This window comes from Dactylosporangium sp. NPDC051541, from assembly GCF_044454505.1.
GTDB lineage: Bacteria > Actinomycetota > Actinomycetes > Mycobacteriales > Micromonosporaceae > Dactylosporangium.
Genome location: NZ_JBITDU010000005.1, coordinates 83,825 through 99,326 on the forward strand (window position 1 = coordinate 83,825; position 15,502 = coordinate 99,326).

A 15,502-nucleotide genomic window follows, 5' to 3' on the forward strand; every position below is an offset into this window, starting at 1 on the left:
GGGTGAAGCCGCCGCGCAGGTTCGGGTAGCGGTCCAGGAGCGCCGCGGCCGCGGACCGCAGGCGGGCCGGGTCGACGTCGCCGGTGAGCGTGTAGATCTGCTGGACCGTGTAAACGTCTCGGCTGTCGTCTGTTCCAGCGAGGTACAGCAGGCCTTCTTGCAGTGGCGACAGCGGCAGCACATCGACCAGGCCGGGCCAGGCGGCGGTGAGTTCGGCCAGGTCGGCGCGGTCGACGCCGGCCAGGGGTACGTCGGAGGGGGTGAGCGCGCCCGCGCCGGGCTCGTGGACGGCGGCGCTGATCGCGACCAGGGCGGCGAACCAGTCGTCGGCGATCCGGCGCGCGTCGGCGTCGGCGAGGGCGGCGGCCGGGTAGGTGAACTCGGCGCGCAGGACCGGGCCGTCGGCGCTGTCCAGCGTGGAGGCGTTGATGGCCAGGCGGTGGCGGATCGGCATACCGGGGGCGGCGGTGGTGTGCGCGGCCGGGAGCTCGGGTGCGATCCCCCACGCGTTCGCGGTCCGGCCGGCCTCCACGCGAATCGCACCCGCACCAGCGGCGGTGGCAGCAGCAGTGGTGGCACCAGCAGCAGCGGTGAAGCGGCCCAGGTAGTTGAAGAGGATCTCCGGCTCGGGGCCGTCGTCGGCCAGCTCGCCGGTCACGTAACGGCGCAGGCCGTACCCGATGCCGCCGTCCTTGATGGCGCGCAGGCGCTCCTTCACCTCGCGGACCACGGCGGCCGGGCCGGCCGCGGCGGCGGGCAGGCGGACCGGGTACTCGCTGGTGAACCAGCCGACCGTGCGCACCAGGTCGGCCCCGGGGACCAGCGCCTCCTCGCGACCGTGGCCCTCGAGGGCGATGAGCGGCTCGGCGGCGGAGCCGGTGCGCCGGGACAGGGCCAGGACCAGGGCTGCGAGCAGGACGTCCTGGACGCCGGCCCGGAACGTGTCGGGGACCGAGGTCAGCAGCGGCGCGGCCACGGAGGGGTCGGCCGTCACCGCGACCGAGCGCAGTGTCGCGGCGGTATCGCGAGCCGGGTCGAGCGGGAGGGAGCTGAGGCGGGTGGCGGTGGCATCGGCCAGGTCGGGCCACGGTGCGGTGGAGACTTCGGACAGCCCTGCCGCCCAGGCCCGGAACGGTGTGCCGACGGTGGCCGGCCGCTCGCCCCGGGCCGCGGACGCCAGGTCCTCGGCGATGATGCGCCACGACACGCCGTCGACGACCAGGTGGTGCACGACGAGCAGGAGCCGGCCGGGCTCGGTGCCGCGGTCGAACCACACCGTCCGCACCATCGCGCCGGTCGCCGGGTCGAGCCGGTCGGCGGCGGCCTCGCGTTCGGCCGCCACCAGCGCGGCCAGCTCGTACGCGCTCTGACCGGTCGCCGGCACCACGCGCAGCGGCGGGTCGAGTGGCGTCTCGGGGACGTGCAGCTGCCAGCGGTCGCCGCCGGTTTCGAGCCGGGCGGCCAGGATCGCGTGCGGGGCCAGGCCGGTGCGCAGAATCCGGGCCACGTCCCCGTGGGTGAGACCGGCCGGGGTGTACAGCAGCAGGGCCTGCGAGTAGCGGTCGATGTCCGCGTGCAGGCCGCGCAGCCAGGCGATGATCGGTGTTTCCGGAACAACTCCGGCGCTCGGCGGCGCGGCCGCGGGGGCGGTGGCCGGCGTGGCGACACGGGCCAGGGCGACGACGGTCTGGTGCTCGAAGACCTGGCGCGGGGCGATGTGCAGGCCGGCCGCGCGGGCGCGGGAGACGAGCTGGATGGACAGGATGCTGTCGCCGCCGAGAGCGAAGAAGCCGGCGTCCACGCCAACCGTGGGACGGCCCAGCAGCTCGGCGAAGAGGGCGGCCAGGGTCGCCTCCTCGGGCGTGCTCGGCTCGGGTCCGGCGGCGGCGTGCTCGTCGGCGGCCCGGTCCGGGGCCGGCAGCGCCCGCTTGTCGGCCTTGCCGGCGGCGGTGAGCGGGATCGCGTCGAGCTCCACCACCGCGGCTGGGACGAGGTGCTCGGGGAGCCGGGCGGCGCACCAGTGCCGCAGGTCGTCGCCACGGTGGGTGGAGGTGACGACGACGTAGGCGATCAGGCGCTGGCCGAGCGGGACGACGACGGCCCGGGCGACGGCCGGGTGGCTCGTCAGGACGGCCTCGACCTCGGCCGGCTCCACGCGGAAGCCGCGGATCTGGACCTGGTCGTCGGTGCGGCCCAGGAACTCGAGGCGGCCGTCGGGGGTGCGGCGGACGAGGTCGCCGGTGCGGTACATGCGGCGGCCGGGGTTGCCGGGGTCGGCCACGAAACGCTCAGCGGTCTGGGCGGGGGCACCGAGGTAGCCGCGGGCCAGGCCCTCGCCGCCCAGGTAGAGCTCGCCGGGCGTGTTCGGCGGGACCGGGCGCAGGCGGTCGTCGAGGACGTGGGCGGTGCGGTTGAGCTCGGGGCGGCCGATGAGTACCGGGCCCGGGTTCGCGATCCACGTGGTGGCGGTGACCGTCGTTTCGGTCGGGCCGTAGGCGTTGATGAGGCGGTGCGCGCGGGACCATCGGCGCACGACATCGGGCGGGGTGGCCTCGCCGCCGATGGTCACCGTCAGGCCGGCCGGGAGCGCGGTCTCCGGCAGGGCGGCCAGCAGCGCCGGCGGCAGGTCGACGTGGGTGATGCGCGACGCCGCGATGCACGGGCCGAGGTCCGGGCCGAGCCGGGCCTCGTCGGGGACGACCACCAGGGTGCCGCCGGACAGGATCGACGCGGCCAGCTCGCTGAGGGCCACGTCGACGGCGGGCGAGACGAACTGGGCGGCGCGGGTGCCCGGTCCGGTGCCGAAGACCGTGCGGACGCTCTCCACGAACGCGGCCAGGCCGGCGTGCGGGACGACCACGCCCTTCGGGCGGCCGGTCGAGCCGGACGTGTAGATGATGTATGCCGCGTGTTCCGGCTGCCGGTGCACCGCCGGTGGCGTGTCGTCGTCGGCGAGCGCCGGAAGTTCGGTCAGCACGAGGACCGGGTCGGCCGCGCGGAGCTGCGCCTCCACCCGGGCCGGTGGGTGGGTGATGTCGAGGGGCAGGTAGGCGGCGCCGGACTTGGCCACCGCCAGGAGGGCCACGATCTGGTCGGCCGACCGGGGCATCCGCACGGCGACGATGCGCTCGGGGGCGGCGCCCGCGGCGATCAGCGTGTGCGCTACGCGGTTGGAAAGAACGTCAACCGCCGCGTACGTCAGCGTCCGGCCGCCGTCCTCGATGGCCACGGCGTCCGGGTGGGCGGCGACCTGGGCGGCGAACAGCTCGGGCAGCGTGCGCTGGGCGATCGGGCGCCGCTGCCCCTGCCACGCCCCGGTCAGCGCCTCGTGCTCGGCCGCGTCCAGGAGGTCGGCCGCACCGATCGGGCGGTCGGGGGCGGCGGTCACCGCTGCGAGGAGGCGGATGAAACGCGCGGCAATGGCGGCGGCGGTCCCGCGGTCGAACAGGTCGGTGCGAAACTCGAGGCTCCCGGCCAGGCCGCCGCCGTCGCGCTCGGCGACGTCGAAGGTGAGATCGAACTTCGCGGTGCCGGTCTCCACCAGCCGCGGCGTGACCCGGACGGCGGGGAAGCCGGCGACGGCGGGCAGGCGCGCCTGATACGACACCATCACCGAGAACAGCGGGCTGTAGGCCAGGGACCGGTGCGGGTTGAGCGCCTCGACCAGGCGGTCGAACGGCAGGTCCTGGTGGGCGAGGGCGGCCAGGTCGGCGGCGCGGACGCGGGCCAGCAGGTCGGTGAAGCTCGGGTCGCCGGAGACGTCGGTGCGCAGGACGACGGTGTTGACGAAGAACCCGACGAGGCGTTCGACGGCGTCGTCGCCGCGGCCCGCGACGGGGGTGCCGAGGGGGATGTCGGTGCCGGCGCCGAGGCGGGACAGCAGCGCGGCCACCGCCGCCTGGACGGTCATGAACAGGGTGACGCCGTGCTGCCGGGCCAGGGCCCGCAGGCCCCGTTCGAGCTCGGCCGGGATCGGGAAGGCGATCGTGGCACCGGCGGCGGTCACGTCCGGGGTGCGCGGGCGGTCCCAGGGCAGCCGGAGCGTCTCGGGGGCGCCGGCCAGGGTCTCGCGCCAGAAGTCGAGGTGCTCGTCGAGGGGCTGCTCGGCCTGCCACACGGCGTAGTCGGCGTAGCGGATCGGCAGCGGCGCGAAGGCCGGGGTGCGGCCCTCGACCCGCGCGGTGTAGGCGGTGGCGAGGTCGTCGAGCATCGGGGTCAGCGACCACTCGTCGCCGGCGATGTGGTGCACGACGAGCAGCAGGACGTGCCGATCAGTGCCGTGGGTGAACAGCGTCGCCCGCAGTGGGGTCTCGACCGTGATGTCGAAGGGGACCCGCACCGCCGCCGCGATGTCCACAGTGGACGCGAAGGCGAGGTCGACGGATGGTTCGCGAAGCCGCGGGGCCGGTTCACCGGATCGATCGGGAAAGATGGTGCGCAAGGGCTCGTGGCGGAGGACCAGGTCGTGCAACGCGGCGCGGAGGGCGGCCACGTCGAGCGGGCCGTCGAGGTCCAGCGCGAGCGGCAGGTTGTAGGTCGCGCTCGGGCCCGCCAGGCGCTCCAGGAACCACAGGCGGCGCTGGGCCGGTGAGAGCACCTCGCCGGCGGCGGCGCCCGGACGGATCGGCCCGCGGACGGTGCCGGCGACCGCGACGCGGGCGGTGGTCGCGGCCGTGATGCGGGCGGCGAGGGCGGCGACCGTGGGCGCGTCGAACACGTCGGGCAGCGTGAGGTCGGCGCCGAAGACGGTGCGGGCCCGGGTCGCGACGCGGGCGGCGAGGAGCGAGTGGCCGCCGAGGGCGAAGAAGTCGTCGCGCGGGCCGACTTCGGCCACGCCCAGGACGTCGGCGAAGATGCCGGCGAGCAGCTCCTCCTGAGCGGTCCGGACAATGCCGGCTGTTGCAGAAACATATTCAGCGGCGGGCAGGGCGTTGCGGTCCAGCTTGCCGTTCGGGGTGGTGGGCAGCGCCTCGAGGACCACGATCGCGGCCGGCACCATGTAGTCGGGCAAAGCCTCCGCGACCGCACGGCGCAGCGCCGGCACGTCAACGACGCCGCCGGACACAACACCGCCGGGCACGGCACCGGCGGACACAACACCGGCGGGCACGACGTACGCGACCAGGCGGCGGTCCCCCGGACGGTCCTCGCGAATCACCGCGACCGCCCGCAGCACGGACGGCGCGGCGGCCAGGACCGCCTCCACCTCGCCCAGCTCGATCCGGAAGCCGCGCAGCTTCACCTGATGGTCGACGCGGCCCCGCACGTCGAAGGTCCCGTCGGGCCGGCGCACGGCCAGGTCGCCGGTGCGGTACATGCGCTCGCCGGCCGCGTACGGGTCGGCGACGAACCGGGACGCGGTCAGCCCCGGCCGGTTCAGGTAGCCGCGCGCGACCCCGGCCCCGCCCAGGTACAGCTCGCCCGGGTAGCCGTCCGGGACCGGGCGCAGCGCGGCGTCGAGGACGTAGGCGCGGGTGTTCCAGATCGGCGTGCCGACGCTGACGGTGTCGTCGGTGAGCCGGTACGCGGTCGACCAGATGGTCGTCTCGGTCGGGCCGTACAGGTTCGTCACCTCGGCCGCGTGCTTGCGCAGCCGCGCCGCGAGGTCCGGGGGCAGCGCCTCCCCGCCGACGAGGACCCGCAGGCCGGACAGGGCGGCCGCACCGCCGGGGGCCTCGAGCAGGGCCCGCCACAGGGTCGGGGTGGCCTGCACGACGGTGGCCCCGGTCCGGTGCACGAGCGCGGCCAGGGCCTCGGGGTCCTGGACGGTCTCCTTGGCCGCGAGGACGACGGCGGCGCCGCTGAGCAGCGGCAGAAACAGTTCCAGCCCGCTGATGTCGAAGCTCACCGTGGTGACGGCGACCAGGCGGTCCGACGGCGCCAGCCGGATCTCCTCCCGCATGGCGAGCAGGAAGTTGACGAGGTTCTCGCGGGTGACCACGACGCCCTTGGGGCGGCCGGTGGACCCGGAGGTGTAGAGCACATAGGCGGCGTCGTCCGGCCGGTGCACGAGTGGCGGACAGGGCCGCTCCGCGGCGGGCAGAGCACGATCCAGACGCAGCATTGGTACTGCCGGCGCCGCGGCCCAGGCACCGGGCCGCGCTCCGGCGGTGATCAGCAGAGCCGGTGCGCTGTCTTCCAGCATCCACGCGAGCCGGTCGGCCGGGAAGTCGAGGTCCAGCGGCAGATACGCGGCCCCGGTCCGCTGCACGGCCAGCAGCGTGACGAGCAGGTCGGCGGTGCGCGGCAGCCCGACGGCCACGACACTGCCGCCGGCCACCCCGCGTGCGTGCAGTACCGCCGCCAGGGCCTCCACCCGGTCGGCGAGCTCCCCGTATGTCACTGTTTCCGTTGCCGTGAACACCGCAACGCCGTCGCGATCGCCGCGCACCAGGTCCGCCAGGCCGGCGGCCGGCAGGGCCCGGGCGGTGTCCGGCACCACCGGCGCGGCGACCAGGCCGAGCCGCCCCAGGAACATGTCCGCGGGCGCCTGCGCGAAGGCCGTGAAGAGCGCGGCCAGCCGATCCGTGTGGGCCGCCAGCCGCGCCTCGGTGTACCGCGCCGGGTTGGCGTCGAGGACCACCTCGAGCTCGTCGCCGCCGCGGTCGTCGACGGTGATGGACAGGTCGTCGACCGGCCCCGCGGACAGGTACCGGGGCGTGCCCGGCGCACCGGCGAACGACAGCACGGCCCCGAACGGCTTGATGTTCACCCACGGCCCGACCAGCCGCCGCTCCCCGCCGACGAGCCCGAGGTCCCGGCGGATGTCCTCGCCCCGGTACCGCTGATGCGGCCGGATCGCCCGGAGCTCGTCCGCGACCCGCCGCACCAGCGACGACACGGTGTCCGCCGGCGCGACGGCCACCCGCAGCGGCAGCACGTTGACGGCGTTGACCGGCACCCGGGCCGCGACCGAGCCGAGCCGGCCCATCATCGGCAGCCCGAGCACCACCTCGCCGGACCCGGTCAGCCGCGACACGTAGAGCGCGACAACGGCCAGCACCGCCTCCACGCGAGCCGAAGGCGCCGAAACGGTGACACGGCGGCGCAGGAACGCCGGGCTGGGCCGGGCCGGGCCGGACGAGAGGTCAGGAACCTCGAGACCGGCCAGGTGCGCACGCCAGAACTCGCGGTCGGCCGCGAACTTCGCCGACTCCCGGTAGGCGATATCCTCGGCGACCACGTCGGCCAGGCGGCCGAACGGCGACGGCCCGGGCGCCGCCCCGGCCGCCAGCGCGGTGTACACGATGGACAGCCGCTGGGCGACGAGCGCGAACGTGTAGGCGTCCATCACGACGTGATGGCAGCGCTGGAACCACGTCCACCGCCCGGGTCCCCGCCGGATCAGCGTCTGCGCGAAGACCGGACCCCGCTCGAGGTCGATGGGCTCGGCCAGGGCGGCCGACGTGAACGCGTCCGGGTCGGCCGCCGTGAGGACGACCGCGAGCGTCCAGTCCGGCGAGCCGATCTCCTGCCGCGGACCCTCGATGATGCGAACCCGCAACGCGTCGGCCTCGTCGATGACCTGACGCAGCGCCCGCTCGAAGCGGGCCGGATCGACGTCGCCGTCGATGTCGACACATGCGGCCGTGGTGAACGCGGGTCCGGGGTCGAGCTGCTGGGCGTACCAGACGCCCGCCTGTGCCCCCGTAAGTTCAAGACGGTCGATCACGTGACGGCTCTCCTTGAGCAGCGCAGGGCCCGCCGCACCGGTCGGGCGCGGCGGATGCGGTGTGGATCCAGTGGTGGGCCGGGCGAGCCGGAACCCGGTCAGGACAGGGCGATGAGGCTGGCCGGGCGCATGTCCGTCCAGTGCCGTTCGACGTACTCCAGGCACGCGTCGCGGCCGTCCTCGCCGAACACGATCCGCCAGCCGGCCGGCACCTCGGCGAACGTCGGCCACAGCGAGTGCTGGTTCTCGTCGTTGACCAGGACGAAGTAGCGGCCCTCGGCGTCCTCGAACGGGTTGGTCGTCATCGCGCTCCCCCAGCGGGTCCAAAAACAGTCATCGCGCTCCCCCAGCGGGTCCAGAAACAGTCATCGGGCTTCCCCAGCGGGTCCAGAAAGCAGTCATCGCGCGGCCTCCTCGGCGACCGCCCACGACAGGCCGTCCGGCGCGGGGACGAGACCGCCGTCGAGCAGCGGCAGCTCCCGCGCGGACGCGCCCCGCACGCCGCGGACCTGGATGTTGTTCATCTCGGCCATCACCTCGCGGACGACGGGCGTGCCGAAGAGGTGGTGCATGCGCTCCCCGGACGGCGTCTGCATGCTGCCGGTCCGCTCGACCGCGCCGGCGAGGTCGTCCGAGGCCGCCTGGAACGAGCGGACGGACGGATCGGTGAGGGCCCGCTCGCCGGAGTGCGCCCCCGCGACCAGGCTCACGAATGCCTCGAGGTCGGTGCGGTCGAGGTTGGTGACCTTGCGGGCCTTCCAGAAGTACGACTCCTCGTTCGTCTGCATGTCGTAGAACGCGGACAGGAACTCGTAGAAGACCCGGTACTCGCGGCGGTACCGGCCCTCGAACTCCTCGAACACGCGGTCCTCGGGCAGGTCGCCGGCGAGGACGCTGTTGATGGAGCGGGCGGCGAGCAGACCGGAGTACGTGGCCAGGTGGACGCCGGTGGAGAAGACCGGGTCGATGAAACACGCGGCATCGCCGACCAGGACCATGCCGGGGCGGTGGAACGTGCTGTTCGTGTACGAGTAGTCCTTGCGCGTCCGCAGCTCGCCGTAGACGCCCTCGGTGACCCGGGTCGCGTCCGCGAGCATGTCCTTGACGATCTCGCAGCGGTCGATGAATCCGCGCAGCGCCTGTTCCTGGTCGCCCTGCAGCCGGGCCGCGTGCTCACGGCTGATGACGGCGCCGACGCTCGTGAGCGTTTCGGACAGCGGGATGTACCACATCCAGCCCTCGTCGAACGCGGCACAGAGAATGTTGCCGGAGTCCGGTTGTGGGAGCCGTCCGCCGCCTTCGAAGTACCCGAACAGCGCGATGTTCCTGAAGAACTCGGAGTAGAGCCGCTCCCCGCCGACGTGCTGGTGGACGCGGCTGCGGTTGCCGGAGGCGTCCACGACGAAGGTCGCGCGGATCTCGCGGTCGTTGCCCAGCGGGTCGGTGTACCGGACCCCGCGCACCCGCTCGGTGTCGCCGATGACGTCTGTTACAGCGCTGTTCTCGCGCACGTCGACACCGTGGCGCTGGGCGTTGCGCAGCAGGATGTCGTCGAACTTCATCCGCTCGACCTGATACGCGGTCGAGGTCGGGCCGGACAGCTCCGGGGCCACGGCGAAGAGGAAGTTCCACGGCACCGGGTTGGTGCCCCAGCGGAAGCTGCCGCCGCGCTTGACGGTGAACGCGGCCCGCTCCAGGTCCTCGGTGACGCCGAGCATCCGGCCGATGCCGTGGACGGTCGAGGGCAGCAGCGACTCGCCGATCTGGTACCGCGGGAACGTCTCCTTCTCCAGCAGCACCACCCGGTGCCCGCGCTTGGCCAGCAGCGTGGCGGTGGTCGACCCGCCGGGTCCGCCGCCGACGACCACGACGTCGGTGTCTTCGATGATGGGGCTCAACGCTGCTCCTCAAGCCGGTTCGAGGCGTCCAATCGGCGGGCCCAGGCGGCGACCGTCGGCTCCATCGCCAGGTCCAGGTAGGCGGCCTCGAAGCCGGCCGCCCGCCAGCGGGTCGCCAGGCTCATCAGCCGGATGGAGTCGAGACCGAGGTCGACGAGGTTGTCCGAGTCGGCGAACGCGGCGGGCTCCTCGGTGACTTCGGCCAGCGCCTCCGCGACGTCGCTGCGCATCCGAGCGATGTCCATGACCAACGCCTCTCTAGTTAGCTGAGGCTAACCTAACTATTTCGTGCGAGTAAAGGGCACTGCGCGTTCATTCACGCGGGTTGTTGGTAAACGAGCAGTTCGGCCCGCTTGTGGCCGAGGTCGTGCAGGCCGATCGATTGGAATCCGGCCCGCGCGAACATCCGCCGGGCGATCACGTGCCGCTCGTCGGGGTCGGCGAACACCCGCCGGCAGCGCGGGTCCGCCTCGAACAGGCCCTCGGCGACCGCGCGCACCATGGCCCGGCCCAGCCCCCGCCCGGTCCGCCCGACGTCCCCGATCGCCAGGTGCAGCCCCAGGTCGTAGGGGTCGGCGTCGTACTGCCGGCCGACCACGTCCCGCGGCGTGCGGTAGATCTCCAGGTAGGACAGCGGTTCACCGCGATAGGACACGAGATACGGCCGGGAGTGCGCCCCGGCCAGCTGCGCGCGCAGCTCCGCGGCCCACCGCGGGGCGGGCCAGGCCGCCTGCCAGAACGCCTCGACGTGCGGCTCGCACATCCAGCGGCTGACCAGCTCGGCGTCGGCGCCCCCCAGCGACCACGGCGGGTGCAGTACCGGGGCGGGCGGTGGCCCCGCCGCAACGACCGCGGCGGCGAGACCGGCCGTGACTTCTCGGGTCGACACGACGGCTCAGCCGGTGGCCTTGGCCGCGGTCGAGATCGTGGGCAGGACGTTCTCGATGATGTACTGCACGGCCAGGGGCGTCGGCGTGCGCAGCGACGAGAACTGCGCCGGGCTCAGCGCCGCGTAGGACCCGCGCTTGACCGCGGTCAGGCCCTTGAACAGCGCGTTGCCCTCCAGCTGCGGCTTGAGGCCGTCCTCGGCGTAGTAGACGAGCACGACGTCGGTGTCGAGCACCGCCACCTTCTCCAGGCTCAGCTGGACCGCGAAGTCCTCCCCCGGCAGGGCGGCCACGCCGGGGGCGAGCACCATGCCGAAGTCGTTGAGCATCTTCACGCCGGCGTCCTTGTCGGAGCGCAGCACGCCGATCGAGCCGGCCTCCCACATCTGGCTCAGCGAGAACTTCTTGCCGGCCAGCTCCGGGTGGTCGGACTTGGCCTTGGTGACCTTCGCCTCGACGTCGGTGACGATCTTCTCGGCGTCGGCGGCCCGGCCGACGGCCTTGGCGACCTGGCGCAGCGTGGTCTGCCACGAGTCCTCGAACGGGCCGGTGGTCTCGAACGCCGTGGTCGGCGCGAGCTTGGCCAGCTTGTCGTACTCGTCCTTGATGTAGTAGTCGCCACCGGCCAGGATCAGGTCCGGGTTCAGCGCGGCGATCTTCTCGATGTCGAAGCCGGTGTCGCCCGCGGTGAGCACGGCCGGCGCCCCGGTCAGCTTCGGCTTGGCCCACGGCGTGACGCCGCCCTCGCCGGCCGACTCGGCGATCCCGACCGGCTGCACGCCCAGCACGAGCAGGGCGTCGAGGTCGGCGTCGGAGAGGGCCACGATCCGCTTCGGCTCGGCCTTGACCTCGGCGGTGCCCAGCTTGTGCGTCAGCGACACCGGGTAGCTCGCGGCGGCCGCGGTCGACGAGCCGGCGGGCGCCGCGCCCTCGCTCGTGGAGTCGTCGCCACACGCGCCGAGCAGCGCGAGCCCGGCGACGAGGGCGACGCCGGCGGCCGCGAACCGGCGGGCGGGGCGCAGGGAAAAGGTCATGTCGGGCCTCACGGTCGTTGGTTAGGTTAGGCTAACCTAAGCGATCATTGCGGCGGAGGGCAAGACGGCTCCCGATATGAGATAAGGCTAACCTTCGTTCGAGGTTCAGCGATAGAGGTGGAAATTTTGCCGGTGATCGTCACCCGCACCAACCGGGCCTTGGCGCTGCTTCTGCTCGTGCTCGCCGTGGGCGTCGCGGCGCTGCTCAGCCTGGCCGTCGGTGCGCAGAACCTGAGCCCCGTCGACGTGTGGCGGGCGATCATCTCCCCCGCGACGGCGGCCCCCGACGCCCTCGCCATCGTCCGCGATCTGCGCCTGCCCCGCACACTCCTCGGCATCCTCGTCGGGCTCGCCCTCGGCGCCGCGGGCGCGCTCATGCAGGGCCACACCCGCAACCCCCTGGCCGACCCGGGCCTGCTCGGTGTTTCAGCGGGCGCGTCTTTCGCCGTCGTCATCGGCATCCAGCTCGGCGCGCTCACCCTGGCCGGCTACATCTGGTACGCCTTCGCCGGCGCCCTGCTCGCCAGCGTCCTCGTCTTCGGCATCGCCGCCGGACGCCGCGGCGGCCCCACCCCGGTCACGCTCGCCCTGGCCGGCATGGCGATCAGCGCCCTGCTCGCCTCGTGCACCCAGGCGATGCTGCTGGCCGACAACGCCAGCCTCAACACGTTCCGGTTCTGGGTCGTGGGCTCCCTCGCGGGCCGTGAAACACACGTCATCGCCCAGGTCGCCCCGTTCATCGCGGCCGGACTGCTGCTCGCGTTCGTCAACACGCCCGCGCTCAACGCGCTGGGCCTCGGCGAGGACGTCGCCCGCGCGCTCGGCCAGCGGATCTCCGCCGCCCGCGCGATCGGCATCGCCGCGATCGTGCTCCTCGCCGGCGCGGCCACCGCGGCCTGCGGCCCGATCGGCTTCCTCGGCCTGATCGTCCCGCACGTCGCCCGGGCCGGCACCGGCCCCGACCACCGCTGGCTGGTGCCCGCCTCGGCCCTCGCGGGGGCCGCGCTGCTGCTGGTCGCCGACGTGCTCGGCCGGATCGTGGTCAGCCCCGGCGAGCTGCCGACCGGCATCGTCCTGGCCGTGGCCGGCGCCCCGTTCTTCATCGCCCTGGTCCGCCGCCGCCGGGGCCTGGTGCGGCTGTGACGGCGACGATGCTGCGGCCCCGCGGCCGGAAAATTCTCAGAGCCAAAGCCGTTTCGGGGGTACTGCCGGTGCGCGCGACCGCCGTCGCGACGCTGGGACTGGCGGCGACCGTCGCCGTCGCGGTGTTCGCGATCGGCCGTGGCAGCTTCGCCGTTCCGCCCGGCACCGTGGTGGACGTGCTCCTCGGCGGTGGTACCGGCGCCCAGCGCCTCGTCGTCATGGACCTGCGGCTGCCGCGGATCCTCACCGCCGTGCTCGTCGGCGCGGCCCTGGCCCTGTCCGGCGCGCTGACCCAGACGTTCGCCCGCAACCCCCTCGCGACTCCGGACGTGCTGGGCGTGACCAACGGGGCCTCCCTCGGCGCGGTCGCGGTCATCGTCCTGGCCGGGGCCGGCGCCACGTTCGTACCGCTGGCCGCCCTCGCCGGCGGCCTGCTCGCGGCCACCCTGGTGTACGTCCTGGCCTGGCGCCGCGGCGTCGACGGCTACCGCCTGGTGCTGGTCGGCCTGGGCGTCGGCGAGATCGTCCAGAGTGGAGTGTCGTGGTTCCTGGTGCGGGCCGAGATCCTCGACGCCCGCCGGGCCACGGTCTGGCTCAACGGCTCGGTCGCGGGCGCCGAATGGGATCAGGTCCGGCCGCTCGCCGTCGCCCTGGCCGTGCTGGTGCCCCTCGCGGTCGCCACCGGGTTCACGCTCCAGGCGATCCAGTTCGACGACGACGTCGCGCGCTCGCTGGGGGTACGGCTGCAGGCGGCCCGGCTCGCCGTCGTCCTCACCGCCGTCGCCCTGGCCGCGGTGGCCGTGTCCGCCGCCGGCCCGATCGAGTTCGTCGCCTTCGTGGTGCCCCAGATCGCGCTGCGGCTGTGCGGCGGCGCCCGCCCGCCCCTGCTCACCTCGGCCGTCCTCGGCGCGCTGCTCGTCGCCGGGGCCGACCTCGTCGCCCGCACCGTCCTGCCCGGCCGGGAGCTGCCGGTCGGCCTGGTCACCGCGATCATCGGCGCGCCCTACCTGCTGTGGCTGCTCGTGCGCACGAACCGGAGGAACACGGCATGACGACCCGACTGCGGGCCACGGGGCTGCGCCTGGCCTATGGCGACACCATCGTCGTCGACGGCCTCGACCTGGACGTGCCCGGCGACGCCGTCACCGCGATCGTCGGCCCGAACGGCTGCGGCAAGTCGACCCTCCTGCGAGCCCTGGGACGCCTGCTGCGGCCGCGGGCGGGGACAGTACACCTGGATGAACAACGGATCGAGCGGATCCCGACGCGGGAGGTGGCCCGGATCATCGGCATGCTGCCGCAGAGCCCGGTGGCCCCGGACGGCCTGACGGTCGCGGAGCTCGTCATGCGCGGCCGCCACCCGCACCAGAACTGGTTCCGGCAGTGGTCGGCGGCCGACGAGGCGATCGTCACCGAGGCCCTGACCTGGACCGACATGCTCGCCCTGGCCGACCGGCCGGTCGACGCCCTGTCCGGCGGGCAGCGCCAGCGCGCCTGGCTGTCCATGGCCCTGGCCCAGGGCACCGAGATCCTGCTGCTCGACGAGCCGACGACCTACCTGGACCTGGCCCATCAGATTGATGTATTGGAGCTGGTGGCGCGGCTGCATCGGGAGCGCGGCCGTACGATCGTGATGGTGCTGCACGACCTGAACCTGGCCGCCCGCTACGCCGACCACGTGGTGGCGATGCGCGACGGCAAGATCGTGGCCCAGGGCGACCCGGCTTCGGTGTTCACCCCGGAGCTGCTGTCCGCTGTCTTCGGTTTGGAGGCGCTCGTGGTTCCCGACCCCGCGACCGGCACGCCCCTGGTCGTCCCGCTCCCCCGGGCCCTGGTATGAACACCACGGCCCGCCTGCACGGCATTCGCGACATCCGCCTGGCCACCGAGCCCACGCCGGTGCCCGGGCCGGGCGAGAGCCTCGTCGAGGTGACCGCGGTCGGGCTGTGCGGGTCCGACCTGCACTGGTACGCGGAAGGCGGTATCGGCGACGCCCGGATCGCCCAACCGATCGTCGGCGGCCACGAGATGGCGGGCGTGGTCCGCGGCGGCCCGCTGGACGGCGTCCGGGTCGCGGTCGACCCCGCGATCCCCTGCCACCGCTGTGACCTGTGCCGGGCCGGCCATCCCAACCTGTGCCGCGACATCGTCTTCGCCGGCCACGGTCTCAGGGACGGAGGGCTGCAGCGGTACCTGCTGTGGCCGACCGACCGCCTGCACCCGCTGCCCGCAGGCCTCACCGACGCCGACGGCGCCATGCTGGAGCCCCTCGGCGTGGCCGTGCACGCGGCCGACCTGGGCCACATCCCCCTCGGCGCCGACGTCGCCGTCCTCGGCTGCGGCCCGATCGGGCTGCTGCTCATCCAGGTCGCCCGGGCCGCCGGCGCCGCCCGCGTCCTGGCCACCGACCCGCTCCCGCACCGCCGCGACGCCGCCGTCGCCTACGGCGCGGACGTGGTCCTGGACCCGCGGGCCGGCGACCTCACCGCGGGGCTGGCCGCGTTCACCGAGGGCCGCGGCGCCGACGTGGCCTTCGAGATCGCCGGCACCGACGCCGCCATCGCCGCCGCCGTGGAGGTCGTCCGCCCCGGCGGCCGGGTCGTCCTGGGCGGCATCCCGAGCACGGACCAGTCGGCGTTCCCGGCCGCGGCGGCCCGGCGCAAAGGTCTGACGTTCGCGATGGTGCGCCGCATGAAGGAGGTCTATCCGCGGGCCATCGCCCTCGTGACCGGCGGCCGCGCCGACGTCCGGGCCCTGGTGAGCCACCGCTACCCGCTCAGCGCGGCGGCCGAGGCGTTCGCGGTCGCCGACGCCCGCCAGGGCCTGAAGGTCGTCATCGAACCGACCAGAGCGTAGTGACACGGATCC

At 73.9% G+C, this 15,502-nt stretch carries 10 protein-coding genes (1 of these 10 only partly in view); 4 read left to right on the forward strand and 6 right to left on the reverse strand.

Annotation, left to right across the window (positions count from 1 at the left end):
* The 6 genes from ACIA8L_RS24225 to ACIA8L_RS24250 form a co-directional block, all read right to left on the reverse strand.
* Positions 1–7,672, reverse strand: the 5' portion of a protein-coding gene (locus tag ACIA8L_RS24225) for an amino acid adenylation domain-containing protein (protein ID WP_395908186.1). 7,295 nt of this gene lie to the left of the window's left edge; the window shows 7,672 of its 14,967 coding nt (coding positions 1–7,672); its start codon is at positions 7,670–7,672; the stop codon falls past the left edge of the window.
* A gap of 98 nt (positions 7,673–7,770) precedes the next feature.
* Positions 7,771–7,977 (reverse strand): MbtH family protein, encoded by a 207-nt coding sequence (locus tag ACIA8L_RS24230; RefSeq protein ID WP_395908188.1) that lies wholly within the window; start codon positions 7,975–7,977, stop codon positions 7,771–7,773.
* A 93-nt stretch (positions 7,978–8,070) separates the two neighbouring features.
* Complete coding sequence (locus ACIA8L_RS24235) at positions 8,071–9,570, reverse strand: FAD-dependent oxidoreductase (protein WP_395908190.1); 1,500 nt, start codon at positions 9,568–9,570, stop codon at positions 8,071–8,073.
* A complete protein-coding gene (locus ACIA8L_RS24240) occupies positions 9,567–9,815 on the reverse strand; it encodes a phosphopantetheine-binding protein (RefSeq protein WP_395908192.1) in 249 nt (82 codons plus the stop codon). The genes ACIA8L_RS24235 and ACIA8L_RS24240 overlap by 4 nt, the downstream gene beginning before the upstream one ends.
* A 71-nt stretch (positions 9,816–9,886) precedes the next feature.
* Positions 9,887–10,459 carry a GNAT family N-acetyltransferase gene (locus ACIA8L_RS24245; protein ID WP_395908194.1) on the reverse strand — a complete coding sequence of 191 codons (573 nt, stop codon included), beginning with the start codon at positions 10,457–10,459 and terminating at the stop codon, positions 9,887–9,889.
* Positions 10,460–10,465: 6 nt separating this feature from the next.
* On the reverse strand, positions 10,466–11,491 hold the full coding sequence (locus tag ACIA8L_RS24250; RefSeq protein WP_395908196.1) for an iron-siderophore ABC transporter substrate-binding protein: 1,026 nt from the start codon (positions 11,489–11,491) through the stop codon (positions 10,466–10,468).
* 177 nt (positions 11,492–11,668) lie between these two features.
* Between ACIA8L_RS24250 and ACIA8L_RS24255 the strand changes: the two genes are divergently transcribed.
* From ACIA8L_RS24255 to ACIA8L_RS24270, 4 genes are read left to right on the forward strand one after another with little or no spacing between them, the layout of a single operon-like run.
* The gene (locus ACIA8L_RS24255) at positions 11,669–12,634 is read left to right on the forward strand and encodes a FecCD family ABC transporter permease (protein ID WP_395909033.1); all 966 of its coding nucleotides are present in this window, start codon (positions 11,669–11,671) and stop codon (positions 12,632–12,634) included.
* The gene (locus ACIA8L_RS24260; RefSeq protein WP_395908198.1) at positions 12,631–13,686 is read left to right on the forward strand and encodes a FecCD family ABC transporter permease; all 1,056 of its coding nucleotides are present in this window, start codon (positions 12,631–12,633) and stop codon (positions 13,684–13,686) included. The genes ACIA8L_RS24255 and ACIA8L_RS24260 overlap by 4 nt, the downstream gene beginning before the upstream one ends.
* Positions 13,683–14,474 (forward strand): ABC transporter ATP-binding protein, encoded by a 792-nt coding sequence (locus tag ACIA8L_RS24265; RefSeq protein ID WP_395908201.1) that lies wholly within the window; start codon positions 13,683–13,685, stop codon positions 14,472–14,474. The genes ACIA8L_RS24260 and ACIA8L_RS24265 overlap by 4 nt, the downstream gene beginning before the upstream one ends.
* Positions 14,471–15,490, forward strand: coding sequence for a zinc-binding dehydrogenase (locus ACIA8L_RS24270; protein ID WP_395908203.1), 1,020 nt, complete (start codon positions 14,471–14,473; stop codon positions 15,488–15,490). The genes ACIA8L_RS24265 and ACIA8L_RS24270 overlap by 4 nt, the downstream gene beginning before the upstream one ends.
* Positions 15,491–15,502: the final 12 nt, after the last annotated feature.

What these genes read in the sequence shown, in the direction of transcription:
- ACIA8L_RS24240 (WP_395908192.1), bottom strand. Translation starts at nt 9,815, where the DNA reads ATGGACATCGCTCGGATGCGCAGCGACGTCGCGGAGGCGCTGGCCGAA.
- ACIA8L_RS24250 (WP_395908196.1), bottom strand. Translation starts at nt 11,491, where the DNA reads ATGACCTTTTCCCTGCGCCCCGCCCGCCGGTTCGCGGCCGCCGGCGTC.
- ACIA8L_RS24270 (WP_395908203.1), top strand. Translation starts at nt 14,471, where the DNA reads ATGAACACCACGGCCCGCCTGCACGGCATTCGCGACATCCGCCTGGCC.
- ACIA8L_RS24230 (WP_395908188.1), bottom strand. Translation starts at nt 7,977, where the DNA reads ATGACGACCAACCCGTTCGAGGACGCCGAGGGCCGCTACTTCGTCCTG.
- ACIA8L_RS24265 (WP_395908201.1), top strand. Translation starts at nt 13,683, where the DNA reads ATGACGACCCGACTGCGGGCCACGGGGCTGCGCCTGGCCTATGGCGAC.